The 15,617-nt window shown below is 49.3% G+C and carries 21 protein-coding genes; 19 read left to right on the top strand and 2 right to left on the bottom strand.

The genetic code is table 11. The features are described from left to right. Window positions 1–127: 127 nt before the first annotated feature. On the top strand, window positions 128–328 hold the full coding sequence (gene rpmE, locus I8U23_RS08145) for a 50S ribosomal protein L31 (RefSeq protein WP_037995751.1): 201 nt from the start codon (window positions 128–130) through the stop codon (window positions 326–328). A gap of 182 nt (window positions 329–510) precedes the next feature. Then, complete coding sequence (locus I8U23_RS08140) at window positions 511–1,125, top strand: thymidine kinase (RefSeq protein ID WP_198050899.1); 615 nt, start codon at window positions 511–513, stop codon at window positions 1,123–1,125. A 25-nt stretch (window positions 1,126–1,150) separates the two neighbouring features. On the opposite strand, the gene I8U23_RS08135 is transcribed toward I8U23_RS08140, so the two are convergent. Then, window positions 1,151–2,176, bottom strand: coding sequence for a CPBP family intramembrane glutamic endopeptidase (locus tag I8U23_RS08135; protein WP_037995747.1), 1,026 nt, complete (start codon window positions 2,174–2,176; stop codon window positions 1,151–1,153). A 197-nt stretch (window positions 2,177–2,373) separates the two neighbouring features. Between I8U23_RS08135 and prfA the strand changes: the two genes are divergently transcribed. The 5 genes from prfA (at window position 2,374) to I8U23_RS08110 (ending at window position 6,758) form a co-directional block, all read left to right on the top strand. Then, window positions 2,374–3,453: a peptide chain release factor 1 gene (gene prfA / locus I8U23_RS08130; protein ID WP_037995745.1), complete on the top strand. Its 1,080-nt coding sequence runs from the start codon at window positions 2,374–2,376 to the stop codon at window positions 3,451–3,453. Window positions 3,454–3,470: 17 nt separating this feature from the next. After that, window positions 3,471–4,367 carry a peptide chain release factor N(5)-glutamine methyltransferase gene (gene prmC / locus I8U23_RS08125; protein ID WP_049720716.1) on the top strand — a complete coding sequence of 299 codons (897 nt, stop codon included), beginning with the start codon at window positions 3,471–3,473 and terminating at the stop codon, window positions 4,365–4,367. A gap of 59 nt (window positions 4,368–4,426) precedes the next feature. After that, window positions 4,427–5,095 carry a stage II sporulation protein R gene (gene spoIIR / locus I8U23_RS08120; protein ID WP_049720715.1) on the top strand — a complete coding sequence of 223 codons (669 nt, stop codon included), beginning with the start codon at window positions 4,427–4,429 and terminating at the stop codon, window positions 5,093–5,095. Window positions 5,096–5,168: 73 nt separating this feature from the next. After that, entirely contained in the window at window positions 5,169–5,642 is a 474-nt protein-coding gene (locus I8U23_RS08115) for a GNAT family N-acetyltransferase (protein ID WP_037995837.1), read from the top strand. Between the two features lie 48 nt (window positions 5,643–5,690). Beyond that, window positions 5,691–6,758, top strand: a complete 1,068-nt coding sequence (locus tag I8U23_RS08110) for an L-threonylcarbamoyladenylate synthase (protein ID WP_049720714.1) — start codon at window positions 5,691–5,693, stop codon at window positions 6,756–6,758. A gap of 58 nt (window positions 6,759–6,816) precedes the next feature. On the opposite strand, the gene I8U23_RS08105 is transcribed toward I8U23_RS08110, so the two are convergent. Continuing rightward, on the bottom strand, window positions 6,817–7,965 hold the full coding sequence (locus I8U23_RS08105) for a metallophosphoesterase (protein WP_198050898.1): 1,149 nt from the start codon (window positions 7,963–7,965) through the stop codon (window positions 6,817–6,819). Between the two features lie 139 nt (window positions 7,966–8,104). On the opposite strand from I8U23_RS08105, the gene I8U23_RS08100 reads away from it, so the two are divergent. The 12 genes from I8U23_RS08100 (at window position 8,105) to I8U23_RS08045 (ending at window position 15,592) form a co-directional block, all read left to right on the top strand. After that, window positions 8,105–8,665 (top strand): manganese efflux pump MntP, encoded by a 561-nt coding sequence (locus I8U23_RS08100; RefSeq protein WP_037995831.1) that lies wholly within the window; start codon window positions 8,105–8,107, stop codon window positions 8,663–8,665. Window positions 8,666–8,802: 137 nt separating this feature from the next. After that, window positions 8,803–9,447, top strand: coding sequence for a low molecular weight protein arginine phosphatase (locus I8U23_RS08095; protein ID WP_131470954.1), 645 nt, complete (start codon window positions 8,803–8,805; stop codon window positions 9,445–9,447). Between the two features lie 59 nt (window positions 9,448–9,506). Beyond that, on the top strand, window positions 9,507–9,950 hold the full coding sequence (gene rpiB / locus I8U23_RS08090) for a ribose 5-phosphate isomerase B (protein ID WP_037995829.1): 444 nt from the start codon (window positions 9,507–9,509) through the stop codon (window positions 9,948–9,950). Next, on the top strand, window positions 9,947–10,492 hold the full coding sequence (locus tag I8U23_RS08085; RefSeq protein ID WP_049720710.1) for a TIGR01440 family protein: 546 nt from the start codon (window positions 9,947–9,949) through the stop codon (window positions 10,490–10,492). Before rpiB ends, I8U23_RS08085 begins: the two co-directional genes overlap by 4 nt. 70 nt (window positions 10,493–10,562) lie before the next feature. Beyond that, window positions 10,563–11,804 carry a serine hydroxymethyltransferase gene (locus I8U23_RS08080; RefSeq protein ID WP_049720709.1) on the top strand — a complete coding sequence of 414 codons (1,242 nt, stop codon included), beginning with the start codon at window positions 10,563–10,565 and terminating at the stop codon, window positions 11,802–11,804. Between the two features lie 132 nt (window positions 11,805–11,936). Further along, window positions 11,937–12,566, top strand: a complete 630-nt coding sequence (gene upp / locus I8U23_RS08075; RefSeq protein WP_037996622.1) for a uracil phosphoribosyltransferase — start codon at window positions 11,937–11,939, stop codon at window positions 12,564–12,566. Window positions 12,567–12,779: 213 nt separating this feature from the next. Next, a complete protein-coding gene (locus I8U23_RS08070; RefSeq protein WP_037996624.1) occupies window positions 12,780–12,989 on the top strand; it encodes an AtpZ/AtpI family protein in 210 nt (69 codons plus the stop codon). Between the two features lie 6 nt (window positions 12,990–12,995). Further along, window positions 12,996–13,373 (top strand): ATP synthase subunit I, encoded by a 378-nt coding sequence (locus I8U23_RS13735; RefSeq protein ID WP_037996626.1) that lies wholly within the window; start codon window positions 12,996–12,998, stop codon window positions 13,371–13,373. A gap of 18 nt (window positions 13,374–13,391) precedes the next feature. After that, on the top strand, window positions 13,392–14,150 hold the full coding sequence (gene atpB / locus I8U23_RS08060; RefSeq protein WP_049720708.1) for a F0F1 ATP synthase subunit A: 759 nt from the start codon (window positions 13,392–13,394) through the stop codon (window positions 14,148–14,150). 94 nt (window positions 14,151–14,244) lie between these two features. Next, complete coding sequence (gene atpE / locus I8U23_RS08055) at window positions 14,245–14,469, top strand: F0F1 ATP synthase subunit C (protein WP_037996628.1); 225 nt, start codon at window positions 14,245–14,247, stop codon at window positions 14,467–14,469. A gap of 95 nt (window positions 14,470–14,564) precedes the next feature. Further along, window positions 14,565–15,053 (top strand): F0F1 ATP synthase subunit B, encoded by a 489-nt coding sequence (gene atpF, locus I8U23_RS08050; RefSeq protein WP_037996629.1) that lies wholly within the window; start codon window positions 14,565–14,567, stop codon window positions 15,051–15,053. Further along, entirely contained in the window at window positions 15,050–15,592 is a 543-nt protein-coding gene (locus I8U23_RS08045) for a F0F1 ATP synthase subunit delta (protein ID WP_037996632.1), read from the top strand. Before atpF ends, I8U23_RS08045 begins: the two co-directional genes overlap by 4 nt. The last annotated feature ends 25 nt before the right edge of the window (window positions 15,593–15,617 follow it).

Genomic DNA, 15,617 nt, shown 5'->3' with positions numbered 1-15,617 from the left:
CTTTTTAAACGGCCGGTTGCGACGGGGGCTGGTCTCTTTTCTTGCTTTCTCATCATCAAACGTGCTATAATACACCAGTGGTTCTAAATGTACGTATGGAAGCGGCATTAGGAAAGAGGTGAGACGAATGAAACAAGGAATTCATCCGGAATACAAATTGACCAAAGTCACCTGTGCGTGTGGAAATACATTTGAAACCGGATCGACCGTTGAAAACTTGAGGGTGGATATTTGCTCAGAATGTCATCCGTTTTTCACCGGGAAACAAAAAATGGTCAGTGCAGGTGGGCGTATCGATCGCTTCAAAAAGAAATACAACCTCAAATAATATCCTGGCAAGTCAGGCAAGCAGAAAATCGGGCTTGCCTTTTTATTTTTCATTCAGCAAACTTGAGACTGTGTATGTTAAAATAAAGAGAGTTTGCTTGGGCATCCAGAAGGGCTGGGTGCTTTTTCTTTGTGTAAAGAAATGGATTGAGCATCAATTTTTCGGGAGTTGGAGGAACAACAATGAGAGATATTCATCCATTAAGTGGTGATCACAGCGGCTGGATTGAAGTGATTTGCGGCGGGATGTTTTCCGGAAAAAGCGAAGAGTTGATCCGCCGGATCCGCCGTGCCAAAATTGCCAGGCAGAAAGTGGCCGCCTTTAAACCGGCCATTGATGACCGCTACCATCAAGAAGCGATCGCATCACACAATGGTTTGATGGCGGATGCCCGTCCGGTGAAAAGTGCAAGTGAAATTTCCGGATTGCTGGAAGAAAATGTGGATGTGGTGGCCATTGACGAGATTCAGTTTTTTGAACCCGAAATCGTCGATATTTGCCAGCAGTTGGCCGATCAGGGAAAACGGGTGATTTGTGCCGGATTGGATCAGGATTTTCGGGGAAAGCCGTTTGGCCCGACTCCGGTGTTGTTGGCTGTGGCGGAATATGTGACAAAATTGCAGGCCATTTGTGTAAAATGCGGAGGTCCGGCAAGCCGCACCCAGAGGCTGATCGATGGACGTCCGGCTGCCATTGATGATCCGGTGATCCAAGTCGGGGCCAAAGAACAATATGAAGCCCGTTGCCGGCACTGCCATGAGGTGTTGAGACAGAAAGAAGGGATTCTTGAAATATAAAAAACCCGCCGTTTGGAGACGGGGGTTAACTGCCCAACAGGCTCACGGAGATGTTATACGTCGCATGAATGATCATACATACGGTGGTGTTATAACGGATCCGTGCCCAACCCAGTACCAAGGCAAGCAACAGAACAACAAGGGAATTGAAACTGAATCCGTAGTTAGCGTGGACCAATGTAAACAACAGACTGGTGTAGACGAAGCCGAACCGCGGGAGCAATGCCCCCCGGAAAATCATTTCTTCTCCAAGAGCCGCTGCCAGTCCGATGGTTAAAATGCCGGGAATGGATGAGAGTAACGGTCCGAGCATTTTGTCCGTCAACTCATTGGCATGCACGTTCTCGGACCAATTCAGGGTCTCTGCCACCGATTGTGCGATGATCGGGGCCAAAAGCATGATCAGTCCGATACTAATGCCGGCTGCCGCCTGCTTGAGGGTGATTTTTTTCAATCCCAAGCGGTCCAAAGATTCCTTGAATGATCGTCTGGACAGCCATCCCACCCCGACCAGTCCCAAAATGCCGAACAGGATGTCTTGCGACCAGATGGAGGAAAGCGTTCCGGCTTCATCTCCGGGAACCGTCTGTTCATTGATCGATTCCAACCCGAAGCTCTGAGTGACAAAAAACTGAATAAAAACCAGCATGGAAAGGGATAAGGCGACGGCATGGACCTTGCTCCCGGGGTGAATGCGGAGAAAACGGGCACAAAACCGGCGTACGGGCGGCAACAAAACCGACATGGCGATCAAGGACGGGATCCATAGTGACATACCGACGTTTTTAACCATGTTCACTGAATACGGATCGACATCGAAATTTTGTGTCCATGGCAAGAAAGCATGGCTGTAGAAAAAAAGCAAGAGACCGATGATGAAACTGGCAAGATAACCGATCCATACGATCAAGTAACACAGAAAACCCAAAATGTTTCCCTTTATATCGGAATCGGAGTATGTATTTTCGGAATGGTTTATCAGCCAAAATAAAACAATCAAAGGACCGATAAGCAACAGATTATTGATGATGTTAAAGATGACTTCGTTCATGATCGCTCTCCTTTTATATTTTTTAACCGGTCTTCTGCTTTTTTATCATACCATTCTTTCCAATCCATTTCCTTCGCTTTCTTTCAAGGCTTGTGGTAAAATCAATTGATGCCAATTCTTGATCAATCATCATACTTATATCTTATAGTTAGCCGATATGCATGGCAAAATGATCCGATTTTACGGGAGTGAGCACAGTGTTAGATCGTCTTGAGGCGATACATCAACGTTATGAAGAGTTAAGCCGCCTGCTTTGTGACCCGGAAGTGATCAATGATACCAAAAAGTTGCGTGAATACTCCAAGGAGCAGGCCGGGTTGGAAGAAAAAAATCAAGCCTATATTGAATATAAAGAGACAATTGAGCAATTGAATGATGCGAAATCGATGTTGGAAGATAAACTGGACGAAGAAATGCGTGAATTGGTGAAAGCCGAAATCGACGAACTGAGCCGCCGGAAAGAGGAGCTGGAGGAAAGGATCAAAGTCCTGTTGCTGCCCAAAGACCCGAATGACGAGAAAAGCGTGATCGTGGAAGTGCGCGGGGCGGCAGGAGGAGAAGAAGCTGCATTGTTTGCCGCGGATTTGTACCGCATGTATACGCGTTTTGCAGAAAGACAAGGATGGAAAGTGGAAGTCCTGGAGGCAAACACCACCGGGCTCGGCGGATTTAAAGAAGTGGTTTTCTCTGTGGATGGCAACGGGGCTTACAGCAAATTGAAGTATGAGAACGGGGCACACCGGGTACAACGGGTGCCGGAGACGGAGTCCGGCGGACGGATTCACACGTCAACGGCCACGGTTGCCGTTTTGCCGGAGGCCGAGGAAGTGGAAGTGGAGATTCATGATAAAGACATTCGCATCGACACTTTCTGCTCCAGCGGCCCCGGGGGGCAAAGCGTCAACACGACCCAGTCTGCCGTACGCGTTACCCATCTTCCGACGGGGATTGTTGTTTCCTGTCAGGATGAAAAATCACAAAACAGCAACAAAGAGAAAGCGATGAGGGTGCTTCGTGCCCGCTTGTTTGACTTGAAGCAGAAAGAAGAAATGGAAAAAATGGCAAACGCCCGAAGAATGGCCGTGGGATCCGGTGACCGAAGCGAACGGATCCGGACTTACAATTTTCCGCAAAGCCGGGTAACGGATCATCGCATCGGACTGACGTTGCACAAATTGGATCTGATTCTGAACGGAGAACTGGAAGAGATTATCGATGCGCTCATTTTGCATGAGCAAACCGAGTTGTTGAAGGAGCAGGAAACAAAGACTTCCTGATTCAAAGGGTGAGTTTGATGAAAAATAAAACGATCCGGGAAGCCTGGCAAAAGGCTTCTTCTTTTTTACAGCAAAGCGGAACCGATTCTCCGCAGTTTGAAGCGGAATACATGATGCGCCGGCTTCTCGGGGTGGAGCGGGCCGCGTTTTTTGCGAAAATGGCCGATCCTTGGCCAAAGCGTCTGGAACCCAAATTCCGGGAATGGCTGAAACGACGTGGCGAGGGGGAACCGCTGCAATATATCGTGGGGGATCAGGAGTTTTTTGGGCGGGTTTTTGAGGTGAAGCCCGGGGTGTTGATTCCCAGACCGGAAACCGAATTGCTGGTGGAAGCTGTGTTGCGGGAAGGGGAAAAGCTGTTTGCCGGCCGTCCGGTACATGTGGTCGATGTCGGGACGGGAAGCGGGGCGATTGCTGTCTCGTTGGCACTGGAACATCCCCACTGGCAGGTCACCGCGATTGACATTTCAGAACAAGCATTGTCGGTGGCAAGGCAAAATGCCCGGAAATTCGGGGTGAAAGAGCGGATCCGGTGGGTTTTGGGAAGTTATTTAAAGCCGCTTGAAAAGGAGCATCCCCCCATCGACATTTTGGTTTCCAATCCACCGTATATACGTTCCGGGGAGATTGCAAGCCTTGACAAAACCGTTTCTTGTTATGAGCCCCGCCTTGCATTGGACGGGGGAGCGGACGGCCTTGAACCGTACCGTCGGATCACCCGGCAACTTTCCGGTTGGCCAAAAAGCCCGCGGCTGGTTGCTTTTGAAATTGGCGCCGACCAAGGCGAAGAGGTTTGCGGGCTGGTTCGCCAAATGCCGCGCATCACCCGCGTGGAAGTGAGAAAAGATCTGGCGGGAAGAGACCGGATGGTTTTGGGATGGTTTCAGGACGGAGAATCAATTCTGAAAAAATAAGATTAAGTTTTCTCCTCTCTGTCCATACTGTGGGTAGGGATAAAGAGGAGGAATGGGCAATGCGTAAATGGACTTATTTCATTCTTGGTATCATCGTGCTTTCCGGAGGAATCTTTTTTTACCAACGGGTTTGGGAGGATGCGACCCAAACGCAAATGGCGTCATCTTCGAACCGGATCCCGGATCAGGCCATCCGCCTCAGAATTTTGGCCAACAGCGACCAGCCAGAAGATCAGTGGTTAAAACGAAAAGTCCGCGACGAAGTAATTCACGAAATGAATACATGGGTGACTCAGCCCCGTACGATTGAAGAAGCGAGAAAACTGGTGAAAGAGCACTTGCCCCGTTTTGAGGAAATTGCGCGGAAAACGGTCAGAGAACAGGGGTATGATTACGCGGTCCGGGTGGACTATGGAATGGTTCCGTTCCCGACCAAATTATACGGAGACAAGGTTTATCCCGCCGGAGATTATGAGGCGCTTCGCATCCAGATCGGAAGCGGCAAAGGGGAGAATTGGTGGTGCGTGTTGTTTCCTCCCCTGTGTTTTGTGGATATGAGCAACGGGGATGCCGTCAAGGCCAAATCGCCCGAATCGTTCTCCACTTCCATGACATCGGCGCAACCGGTTTATGCTTCGGAAGCGAAAGCACAAAAAGAAGAACAGGACAAGAAGCCCGAAGTACGGTTTTTTCTCTTGGACCAGGCAAAGAAGTGGATGAATGACTGACTCTTTGGTTCTATGAAACCTTTTTCTTTCATACCGCTAATATCAAAGAGTTTCAGCGGAATGGGGGAAAGGTATGTTTATCATCCGTCAAGCGGAGAAAAAAGATTTGTTTCAGATTCGCAAATTGCTCAAAGAAGTCGGATTAAATGACCGGGGGATCGAGGAGCACCTGGATCACTTTTTTATCGCCGAACTTCCCGGCGGAGGGGAAGGGGATGTTTCCCAAATGGTGGGCATCGTTGGCATGGAAGTGTATCCTCCGTACGGGTTGATCCGGTCTTTTGTTTTGGAGCGGGCTCCCTGGAACAGCAAAGTGGGAGTCCATATGATTCAAGTCATTCTTTCTTATGCCGAACAGATGGGGTTGTCCCGGATTTATTTGCTGGCCGGTCAATCCACGCATTTTTTTACCCGGCTCGGTTTTGTCAAGACCGGCGAAGAACATTTGCCGGAAGAGTTGCATCAATCCGCCCATTTGAAACAGTCGATCCACCGGGGGCAGCCGATGGTATACACCTGTGAGAATCCGACCTCGTTGCCGCATTGAGAAAATGTGTTATCATAAGTGGATAAAACGTGGAAAAGAAGGGAGCCAATGTTGAAAAAGACAGAACGGTTTCAACTGGATTGCGGGATGGAGGAAAAACAGCTCATTCATTCGGAAGCCATCAAACGGGCGGCGGCTTATTTGCGCCAGGGGAAACTGGTCGCTTTTCCCACGGAAACCGTCTATGGTTTGGGAGCGATTGCCACATCCCGCGACAGTGTTGCACAGATTTATGAAGCCAAAGGAAGGCCTTCGGACAATCCGTTAATTATTCATATCGGAAAAAAAGAGCAGCTGGCCAAATGGGTCCGCCGGTTTCCGGAGAATGCGCAAAAGCTGGCGGAAAAATTTTGGCCAGGCCCTCTGACGATGGTATTGCCCCACCGTGATAACCTGGCGGAAAACGTGACGGCAGGACTTTCGACGGTGGCGGTCCGGATGCCGGATCATCCGGTTGCGCTGGCCTTGTTAAACGAGGTGGACATTCCGGTGGCGGCTCCCAGTGCCAATCGTTCCGGGAAGCCCAGTCCCACGACGGCCGAGCATGTTTTAAATGATCTGGACGGAAGAATTGACGGAATCTTGGATGGAGGTCCGACCGGCATCGGGGTGGAATCCACCGTGGTCGACGTCAGCGGGGAAATCCCCGTGTTGCTCCGGCCGGGAGGAATCACTTTGGAACAGTTGCAAGAAACACTGGGGGAAGTTCGCGTGGATCCCGGATTGATGGACGCAAGCCAAACGCCCCGTTCACCCGGCATGAAATACCGGCATTACGCCCCGCAGGGAGAAATGTGGCTGGTCAAAGGGAATCCGGAAGCGGTGATTTTGTACATACAACAACAAGTCCAAGAGGCCGTCAAAAACGGAAAACGGGTCGGGGTTCTCACCACGGAAGAGAACCAAGGAAAGTATGATCGGGCGGATTGTGTGATTGCAGCCGGATCCCGCCGCCATCCGGCCAGCGTTGCCCGCCATTTGTATGGTGCATTGCGCCGTTTTGACGAACAAAAGGTGGATGTGATTTTTGCGGAAGCTTTTCCGGAACAAGGGTTGTTTGCTTCCGTGATGAATCGCATGAAAAAAGCGGCCTCCGGCAACATGGTGGAAGTGTGAGACAATAGGCCCTGAAACCAAAAAACAGCTGCAATCTTCTGCAGCTGTTTTTTTCTGTTTATGTAAAATTCATCGTGATTTCCACGACTTCCGGCCGGTTTCCGATCCGAAGAGGCGGTCCCCATGTGCCGAACCCGCAGGAGACGACGGAATAAAAACCGCCTTTTTGCAAAAGTCCCCAGTCATTCTCGTAGATCATGGCGGTGATCCAGTTTCCGGGGAAAATTTGTCCGTGGTGGGTATGCCCGGAAAGCATCAGGTCAATGCCGTTTTTTTGTGCCTGTTCCAGCTCGATCGGTTGGTGATCCAGAAGAATCAAGGGTTGGGAAGAATCGGTTCCTTTCATCAAAGATGCCAGATCTTTGCGTCCCGGTTCCCGGATCAAATGAGGGTCATCCCGGCCGATCAGGGTGAAACGGTTTGGGAATACAACCTTCTCGTCTTTTAAAACCTTTATGCCGGCTTGTTTCAACGCCTGCATCAGTTCGCTTCCCCGTTCGGCAAGATCGCGGTCATGGTTTCCGGGAACGGCATAGACGCCATACGGTGCCTTGATATTTCCCAACGCAGTGGCCAATTTCCGGTCTTCCCCCGGCGGAAGAGGACCGTTGGTGATGTCACCGGCCAACAAAACCAAATCCGGTTTGATTTGATGAATCATCTGTTGCAAGGTTTTCAGTCTGTCCGTATCGATGACGGGACCGTAATGGATGTCGGATACCATGGCAATCCGGAGTTGTTTCATTTCGCCGGCATCTTTGTTGACGTGGACGTTGTATTTTTTGACCACCGGATGTTGTGCATTCCAACTGCCGTAAGCCACGGGAACCGTTGCGAGGAGAAAAACTGCCGCAGCCAGGGAATAAGGAGTGAAATGATGATTTTTAAAGGCGGGAGGAATGAATTTGGCCAGGCGGTCGATGAAGCGGACCACATCGAGCATCAGGATCAGAAAGAACAAATATAAAACGATGATCATGGAGTGTCCTCCCCAGATGCCCAACCAGGAACCGATGCGCTCAGGCAAAAGGTTTTTTCCCAGTTCGGACAGCGGGAAAGGGACGATCAGTGCCAACAGCGCCGCGATAAAAAGGACTTTGCTTACGGGGGAATCCTTACGGATCAAATATTTCCAACCTTTGCGGCCGATGTAATAACCCATCAGGCCATACAGTGTCAAAAAAATCAAAATAACCAGACCCCACATATGGCTCTCTCCTCTTAATTGATTGAAATGGTCTGTAGATGATTTTACTACAGATTCCGGTGGCCATGGCAAGCTTGGTTCTTTTTTTCGGGATCCGGCATATGATGGAATGTGACAAGCAGGCTCAGGGGGGGAACCAATGGAGCTTACACTCATTCAATGGGGTCAAGTGATGACTTTATCCATGATTGCGGTAGCACTCGGCATGGATGCTTTTTCCATGGGAATCGGGCTGGGATTGAAGCGGATTTCCGGTTCGCAAATGACGTTGATCAGCCTGTCCGTCGGCCTTTTTCATATCATCATGCCTCTTTTGGGAATGGGGATCGGGCACTTTTTAAGTGCTTTGTTGAAAGATATTGCCGTCATGCTGGGAGGCATCATGCTTTGCTTGTTGGGGTTGAATATGCTGTACCAGGTCGTCAAAGGGGATGATTCGGAGGAACTTCAAGTTCAATCGTTCTGGCAAACATTGATGCTTTCACTGAGTGTAAGCATGGATTCCCTTTCGGCTGGATTGAGTCTCGGCTTTTTTTCGACAGACATGGTGCTCGCGGTTTTGTTGTTTGGTTTCGCCGGACTGACCATGGCGGGAACGGGACTGATGCTCGGACGAATTTTCGGGGGATGGATTGGCCGCTACGGGGAAGTGATCGGAGGGTTTATTTTGCTTTTTTTGGGAGGAAAATTTCTGTTTTGACCGCTGGCGGCAGGAACAGAGAAGATGTGGAAGCCGCCGGGGATTTAGTGGTATGTTTTTAAAAGAAAGGGGGAAAGGGTATATCATCCATCTGTTCAACGGATACTGAAGAACAGGTGAAAATTGAGGTGAACATCATGAAAAGGGTGTTGTTTGTTTGCACGGGGAATACCTGCCGGAGTCCCATGGCAGAAGGATTGTTCCGTGAAACGGCCAGGAAAAGGAACATCCCGGTCGAGGTGAAGTCCGCCGGAATTGCTGCCATCGACGGGGTGAGGCCGTCCATGCAGGCGGTGGAGGTATTAAAAGAAAAAGGCATCAACTGCAATCATCGTTCCCGTTTATTGAATCAGCAACTCGTCGAATGGTCTGATTTGATTTTGGCGATGACGGAAGCGCATAAACAATTCATCGCACAAAACTTCTTGCAAAGCAGAGAAAAAATATACACTTTGAAAGAGTATGCTTTGTGGGGAGAAGAATCTGAGCAAATCCATAAAAAGCTGGATCAATTGTATCTGGAAGCGGAAAGCATCCGGGCAAAAATTCAGGCCCAGTTTTCCGTCAAAGCGGACGAGCCTTGGCCGGACGAAGCAAAGGCCGCCATGGAAAAAGCCCTGAAGCCGCTGAGGGAACAGGAACAACAATATCTGGAAGAGATGAATGGGACAATGGATATTGAAGATCCGGTCGGCGGCAGCGTGGAGCGGTACCGGGAATGCGCCGCGGAATTGAAAAAATACATTAACCGGATTTTAGACCGGTGGGAGCAAGAATCATGACCCGGCGGGAAGGATTGATGATGTTATACTAAGATGGATCCAAGGAGGGAGATGAAGGGATGAAGCTGATCATCGGATCCGATCACGGTGGCAGAAATTTGAAAGAAGAGATTAAAGGACTGCTTGAGGAAATGAACATTGCTTATGAGGACGCAGGTTGTGATTGCGACACATCGGTGGATTATCCCGATTATGCCAAACCGGTGGCCAAACGCGTCGCCGAAGGGGAATTTGACCGGGGAATTTTAATTTGCGGAACCGGCATCGGGATGTCGATTGCCGCCAATAAAATCAAGGGAATCCGTTGTGCGGTCGTCAGCGATGAATACTCGGCGCGGATGAGCCGTGAACACAACAATGCCAATGTCCTGGCATTGGGCGAACGGGTCGTGGGGCCCGACCTGGCCAAATCCATTGTCCGCACCTGGCTGAAGGCCGAGTTTCAGGGAGACCGTCATCAGCGCCGTTTGGATAAGATCGAGCAATTGGAAAATGAAGGATGATCATGATGAAAGAGGAAGTGAAAAGGGCCTTACGTGATTTATTGGCGGCGATGCCCTTGGATGCCGGACATGTTTTGGTTGTAGGTACGAGCACCAGCGAAGTGGCCGGGAAACGGATCGGTTCCGGCGGCAGTGAGGAAATTGCGCGCGAATTGTATGAAGGAATTTCGGAAATTCAAAAGCAAGCTGGCTTTCATCTGGCATTTCAATGCTGTGAACATTTGAACCGGGCATTGGTGGTTGAACGAAAAACCGCCGAACGTTTTGGTTGGCCGGAAGTGACGGTGGTTCCCGTGAACAATGCCGGCGGAGCCATGGCCGCATATGCGTACAGACACATGGAGCAACCGGTGGTGGTCGAACAGATTCAGGCCGATGCGGGCATTGATATCGGGGATACACTGATCGGCATGCATTTAAAGCCTGTGGCCGTTCCCGTACGCTCTCAGCAAAAGACGATCGGACAAGCACATGTCACGTTGGCCAAGACCCGCCCCAAACTGATCGGGGGAGAGCGGGCCGTTTATGCGTTGGAAAAGTAATCCGAGTCCAAAAAAGAGAACTTGTTTGATAAAATAGAGAAAATTACCGAACAGGACAAGGAGGCAAATCATGAAGCAATTAATCACCAGCGATCCGCAAGTGGCTGAAGCCATCCAACAGGAACTGGGGCGTCAACGGGATAAAATCGAGTTGATTGCTTCGGAAAACTTCGTATCCCCGGCTGTGATGGAAGCGATGGGGACGGTCTTGACGAATAAGTATGCCGAAGGCTATCCGGGAAAGAGATATTACGGCGGCTGTGAGTATGTGGATGTGGTGGAAGACTTGGCAAGGAACCGTGCCAAGGAATTGTTTGGTGCAGAACACGCCAATGTTCAGCCTCACTCCGGCGCCCAAGCGAATATGGCCGTCTATTTTGCCGTTTTGGAACCGGGAGACACGGTATTGGGCATGAATCTTGCCCATGGGGGCCATTTGACCCATGGAAGCCCGGTGAATTTCTCCGGAAAAATGTACAATTTTGTCGCCTATGGGGTGGATCGTGAATCCCACCGGATCGATTATGAAGAAGTTCGCAAAGTTGCCTTGGAACATAAGCCGAAGATGATTGTGGCGGGAGCCAGCGCCTATCCCCGGATCATCGATTTCAAGCGGTTTCGGGAAATTGCCGATGAAGTCGGTGCATATCTGATGGTGGACATGGCTCACATTGCCGGACTGGTGGCGACGGGACTTCATCCCAATCCGGTTCCTTATGCCGATTTTGTCACCACCACCACACATAAGACGTTGCGCGGGCCGCGGGGCGGCATGATCTTGTGCAAAGAAAAATATGCAAAGCAAATTGACAAATCTGTCTTCCCGGGGGTTCAAGGAGGACCGCTGATGCATGTGATCGCGGCCAAAGCCGTGGCGCTCGGGGAAGCCTTGACCGATGAATTTAAAACCTATACCCAAAACATTGTCGACAATGCCAAAAAGTTGGCGGAATCTTTGAAAGAGGAAGGGTTTAACCTGATTTCAGGCGGAACGGATAACCATCTGATCCTGATGGATGTCCGCAACTTCAACCTGACCGGCAAAAAAGCGGAACATCTGCTGGATGAAGTGGGGATCACGACCAATAAAAACGCGATTCCTTTTGATCCGGAAAAACCGTTTGTCACCAGCGGAGTCCGTATTGGCACGGCCGCTGTGACCAGCCGCGGCATGGACGGAAAAGCCATGGAGGAAATCGCGCAAATCATCGGATTGACATTGAAAAATCCGGAAGACGAAAATGCACGGGAGGAAGCCAAAAAACGGGTGGCCCGGCTGACGGAAACGTATCCCTTGTATCCACAACTTTAACGGATTCATATGCCCGATCCGCGAGGGTCGGGTTTTTGGCAATAAGAAACATATATAAAAAAGTTGTGTACACAGGGTGAATTATGGTTATAATCAGTTGGATAAAAAATAGATGAGAAAGAGGTGAAGCAAGTGGGTCGTGTACATGTATTAGATCACCCGCTCATTCAACATAAGCTGACGTATATCCGGGACAAAAACACCGGCACGAAAGAGTTTCGCGAACTGGTGGACGAAGTCGCCGCTTTAATGGCTTATGAAATTACGAGAGACATGCCTTTGCGTGAAGTGGAAGTGGAAACGCCGCTGGCCAGGGCCAAATGTCAAGTGTTGGCCGGAAAAAAACTGGGCCTCGTTCCGATTTTGCGTGCGGGACTCGGCATGGTGGACGGAATTTTGAAATTGATCCCTGCCGCAAAGGTGGGGCATTTGGGAATGTACCGGGATCCGGAAACCTTAGAAGCGGTGAAATATTATTCCAAAATGCCTCCGGATATCGGAGAACGGGAATTGATTGTGATCGATCCCATGCTGGCAACGGGCGGGTCGGCTGCAGCGGGAATTTCCGTGCTGAAAGAAATGGGGGCCAAACAAATCAAACTGATGTGTTTGATTGCCGCTCAAGCCGGTATTGACCGCGTGCAAAAAGAACACGATGATGTGGATATTTATGTCGCGGCAGTCGATCCGGTTCTGAATGAAAAAAGTTATATCATTCCGGGACTGGGAGATGCAGGAGATCGACTCTTCGGTACAAAATAATTTTGAAAAAAACCCGGTGTTTCAAGCGGAGTTTTTTAAATTGCGACAATTTGTTCATAAGTGTTTTTGAGAAAACGTTGACAAAAGATAGAACGCTTCGTTACTATAGGCAGGGGGAAGGATGGAAAACTGAGAAAACTTCACTCTTGTCAATCCGGCTCCCTACGGCGAAACTTCCCCTTTGAAAATGCCAAATGTTACGGGGGTTTTAAATTGAACGGAAATGCATGGCGGTTGTTTGCCGTGATCAGTTCCATGGGAATGGAAATCGTTCTTTTGACCTTGGGGGGAGCTTGGTTAGGGAAAAAACTGGATACGGTTTGGGGAACCCGGCCGTATCTTTTGATGGCTGGAGTGTTGCTGGGATTGGGAGTGGGTTTTTTCAGTGCCATTTACACCCTGAAAGCATTGTTAAAGGAATGAACCCTCATGGATACCGTGAAGACCATTCGGAAGCGAGTGGTATCCCTCACAACCGGACTCCTCACTCTGTTATTGATCATTTGGTTTATGACTCCGCACCAACGCATTGTTGCAGGCGTTTTCCTGGGTTTATGTGTAAGTTTGTACAATGTCTTAAACTTGTTGTGGAAAATAAAAATAGGTAGGGAAAGTGCCTTTCATGCAAAACCAAGATTTCGGGGAGTTGGAATGATTCATCGTTATCTCATGGTTGCCCTCGCTGTCATGATTGCTGTCAGATTTCCGGAATGGATTGAAGTCAAGGCAATTGTCGCAGGGTTACCAGTTTGCTATATATTGTTTTATTGCACTCAGTTTATCCAAGTGATTCGCTCTTCATCTTAAAGAGAAAGGAGTGAGGGAATGGAACTTACACCGAAGCTGGGATTTGAAGTGGCCGGGATTCCGATTCAATTTGACGTCACGGTCATGTTTACAACCACGGTCGCATGCATCCTGGTTTTTGTGATCGCCATGCTTGCTGCCCGTCGCCTTTCGCTTGTTCCGACCGGCATGCAGAATGTGGTTGAGATGGTGATCGAATTTACGCAGGGAATAGTCCGTGCCAGCATCTCGGGGAAAACGGCTGAACGTTTCTTCGGCTTTGCATTCACGCTTTTTCTGTTTATCTTTATCTCCAACCAGATGGGAGTCATGTTCAATGTCGTCGCCGAGTCGCATGTATCGATTCCGTTTTTGAAAATTTGGGCGGCCGATTCAGCCGGAGAAGGGGAACATTATGCGTATGCCCTGTGGAAATCGCCCACCGCCGACATCAATGTAACCATGGCCATGGCTTTGGCCATCACGCTGGCGGCTCATTTCCTGGGCTTCAAAAAATCTCCCAAGCATTATATTTCCCACTACTTCCAGCCTTTCTGGCCGATGGTCTTGATGCATGCGGTGGATGAAGTGGCGAAACCGTTGACACACGGCATGCGTTTATGGGCCAATATCTTTGCCGGTGAAGTGTTGATCATTGTGATGGTGAAAGGCAGCTGGTTCCTGACCGGGGCCCCGTTGATAGTCTGGCTGGGTTATTCCTTGTTCGTCGGAACCATTCAGGCCTATGTCTTCACCGTGTTGGCCATGGTTTACATGGCGCAAAAAATTGAATCATGACAATCAGAATGCAGTCTGAAGTCAGTCTTGTCTGATCCGCATATGGACTATCAAAAAAATTTTGAAACGAAAACAAATCAGAGGAGGAAATATCATGGATGTAAACATTTTGGCTGGTGCATTGTTGCTCGCAGTCGCAGCGATTGCCGGAGGATTTGGAAACGCAGTGGTATACAGCCGTTATTTGGAAGGGTCTGCCCGTCAACCCGAAATGGAAGGGAAACTTTTCACCCGGGCGTTTATCGGGATTGCGTTGGTTGAGGCATTGCCGGTTATTGCCGTGGCATTTGGTGTCATGTTGTTCTTCGGTGTAATTTAATGGATCGATCCGTATGATGGAGGCGGGGATTTGACTTTAAGTCCCCGTCTGGTCGTATTGAAGAAGAAACACGATCCCGAAGGGAGTGAGTTGGATTGCTGACCATCGAAATCGGTACGATGCTGTTTCAGCTGATTGCATTTATTATTTTAATGCTTCTTGTGTCCAAGTTTGCCCTTCGTCCGATGCTGCAGGTGATGAAACAACGCCAGGATCACATCGAAGGCCAGATCAAGGAAGCGGAAGAACGCAGAAAAGAAGCGGAAAAACTGCTTGAAGAGCAACGGCAGGAACTGAAAAAAGCGCGTCAGGAAGCCAAAGAGATCATTGAACGTGCCAAAGCGCAAAAAGACCGCGAAGCGGAAGCGATCATCAAGCAAGCACAGGAACGGGCAGGGCGCATTCTGGAAGAGGCGACGAACGAAATTCAGCGCGAAAAAGAAAAAGCGTTGGCCAGCTTGCGTGATGAAGTCGGCGGGCTTTCCGTTCAGTTGGCGTCCAAATTATTGGAAAAAGAATTGGACAAAAACCGGCATTCCGATTTGGTTTCCAGCTATCTTGACGAGGTAGGAAGATTGCAATGAGTAAGACGGTAGCGAGACGTTACGCCAAAGCGCTGTTTGAAGTTGCCTCTGAACAAAAGCAGATCGATGCCGTTGAGAAAGATTTGAAGCAAATCACCGATACATTGGAAGCTTTCCCGGAATTGACGGAATGGCTCAGCCATCCTTCAATCGGGAACGGACAAAAAAAGGAACTGCTCACCAAAATCTTTGATCAGTTGAATGCTTACACCAAGAATCTGATGTATCTGTTGGTGGATCGCCGGCGGGAAAACGTTCTCTTTGATCTGTATGAAGAATACAAAAAGCTGGCAAATGAATCCAGAGGGATTGTCGAAGCTGTTGTCACGACGGCATTTGAATTGACCGAAGAGGATAAAAAACAAGTCAAAGCAACCTTTGAGCCAATGATCGGGAAAACCATGGAACTGGTTGAGAGAGTGGATTCAGATATCCTGGGCGGCGTGGTTGTGCAAATCGGCGACCGTTTGTACGACGGAAGTTTGCGAACCAGGCTGAATCGTTTCCAAGAACAGCTGAAACAAAATCAAGTTGGATAGATCACAGACGGAAAGATTGGGGTGA

Source organism: Thermoactinomyces sp. CICC 10735 (assembly GCF_016055175.1).
GTDB classification, from domain to species: Bacteria; Bacillota; Bacilli; order Thermoactinomycetales; family Thermoactinomycetaceae; genus Thermoactinomyces; species Thermoactinomyces vulgaris.
The sequence above is the reverse complement of the archived record's forward strand: the minus strand, read 5'-3'. Positions and strand labels throughout refer to the sequence as shown.

What these genes read in the sequence shown, in the direction of transcription:
- rpmE (WP_037995751.1), top strand. Translation starts at nt 128, where the DNA reads ATGAAACAAGGAATTCATCCGGAATACAAATTGACCAAAGTCACCTGT.
- I8U23_RS08140 (WP_198050899.1), top strand. Translation starts at nt 511, where the DNA reads ATGAGAGATATTCATCCATTAAGTGGTGATCACAGCGGCTGGATTGAA.
- I8U23_RS08135 (WP_037995747.1), bottom strand. Translation starts at nt 2,176, where the DNA reads ATGAACGAAGTCATCTTTAACATCATCAATAATCTGTTGCTTATCGGT.
- prmC (WP_049720716.1), top strand. Translation starts at nt 3,471, where the DNA reads ATGAAAAATAAAACGATCCGGGAAGCCTGGCAAAAGGCTTCTTCTTTT.
- spoIIR (WP_049720715.1), top strand. Translation starts at nt 4,427, where the DNA reads ATGCGTAAATGGACTTATTTCATTCTTGGTATCATCGTGCTTTCCGGA.
- I8U23_RS08115 (WP_037995837.1), top strand. Translation starts at nt 5,169, where the DNA reads ATGTTTATCATCCGTCAAGCGGAGAAAAAAGATTTGTTTCAGATTCGC.
- I8U23_RS08110 (WP_049720714.1), top strand. Translation starts at nt 5,691, where the DNA reads ATGTTGAAAAAGACAGAACGGTTTCAACTGGATTGCGGGATGGAGGAA.
- I8U23_RS08105 (WP_198050898.1), bottom strand. Translation starts at nt 7,965, where the DNA reads ATGTGGGGTCTGGTTATTTTGATTTTTTTGACACTGTATGGCCTGATG.
- I8U23_RS08100 (WP_037995831.1), top strand. Translation starts at nt 8,105, where the DNA reads ATGGAGCTTACACTCATTCAATGGGGTCAAGTGATGACTTTATCCATG.
- I8U23_RS08095 (WP_131470954.1), top strand. Translation starts at nt 8,803, where the DNA reads ATGAAAAGGGTGTTGTTTGTTTGCACGGGGAATACCTGCCGGAGTCCC.
- rpiB (WP_037995829.1), top strand. Translation starts at nt 9,507, where the DNA reads ATGAAGCTGATCATCGGATCCGATCACGGTGGCAGAAATTTGAAAGAA.
- I8U23_RS08085 (WP_049720710.1), top strand. Translation starts at nt 9,947, where the DNA reads ATGATCATGATGAAAGAGGAAGTGAAAAGGGCCTTACGTGATTTATTG.
- I8U23_RS08080 (WP_049720709.1), top strand. Translation starts at nt 10,563, where the DNA reads ATGAAGCAATTAATCACCAGCGATCCGCAAGTGGCTGAAGCCATCCAA.
- I8U23_RS13735 (WP_037996626.1), top strand. Translation starts at nt 12,996, where the DNA reads ATGGATACCGTGAAGACCATTCGGAAGCGAGTGGTATCCCTCACAACC.
- atpB (WP_049720708.1), top strand. Translation starts at nt 13,392, where the DNA reads ATGGAACTTACACCGAAGCTGGGATTTGAAGTGGCCGGGATTCCGATT.
- atpE (WP_037996628.1), top strand. Translation starts at nt 14,245, where the DNA reads ATGGATGTAAACATTTTGGCTGGTGCATTGTTGCTCGCAGTCGCAGCG.
- I8U23_RS08045 (WP_037996632.1), top strand. Translation starts at nt 15,050, where the DNA reads ATGAGTAAGACGGTAGCGAGACGTTACGCCAAAGCGCTGTTTGAAGTT.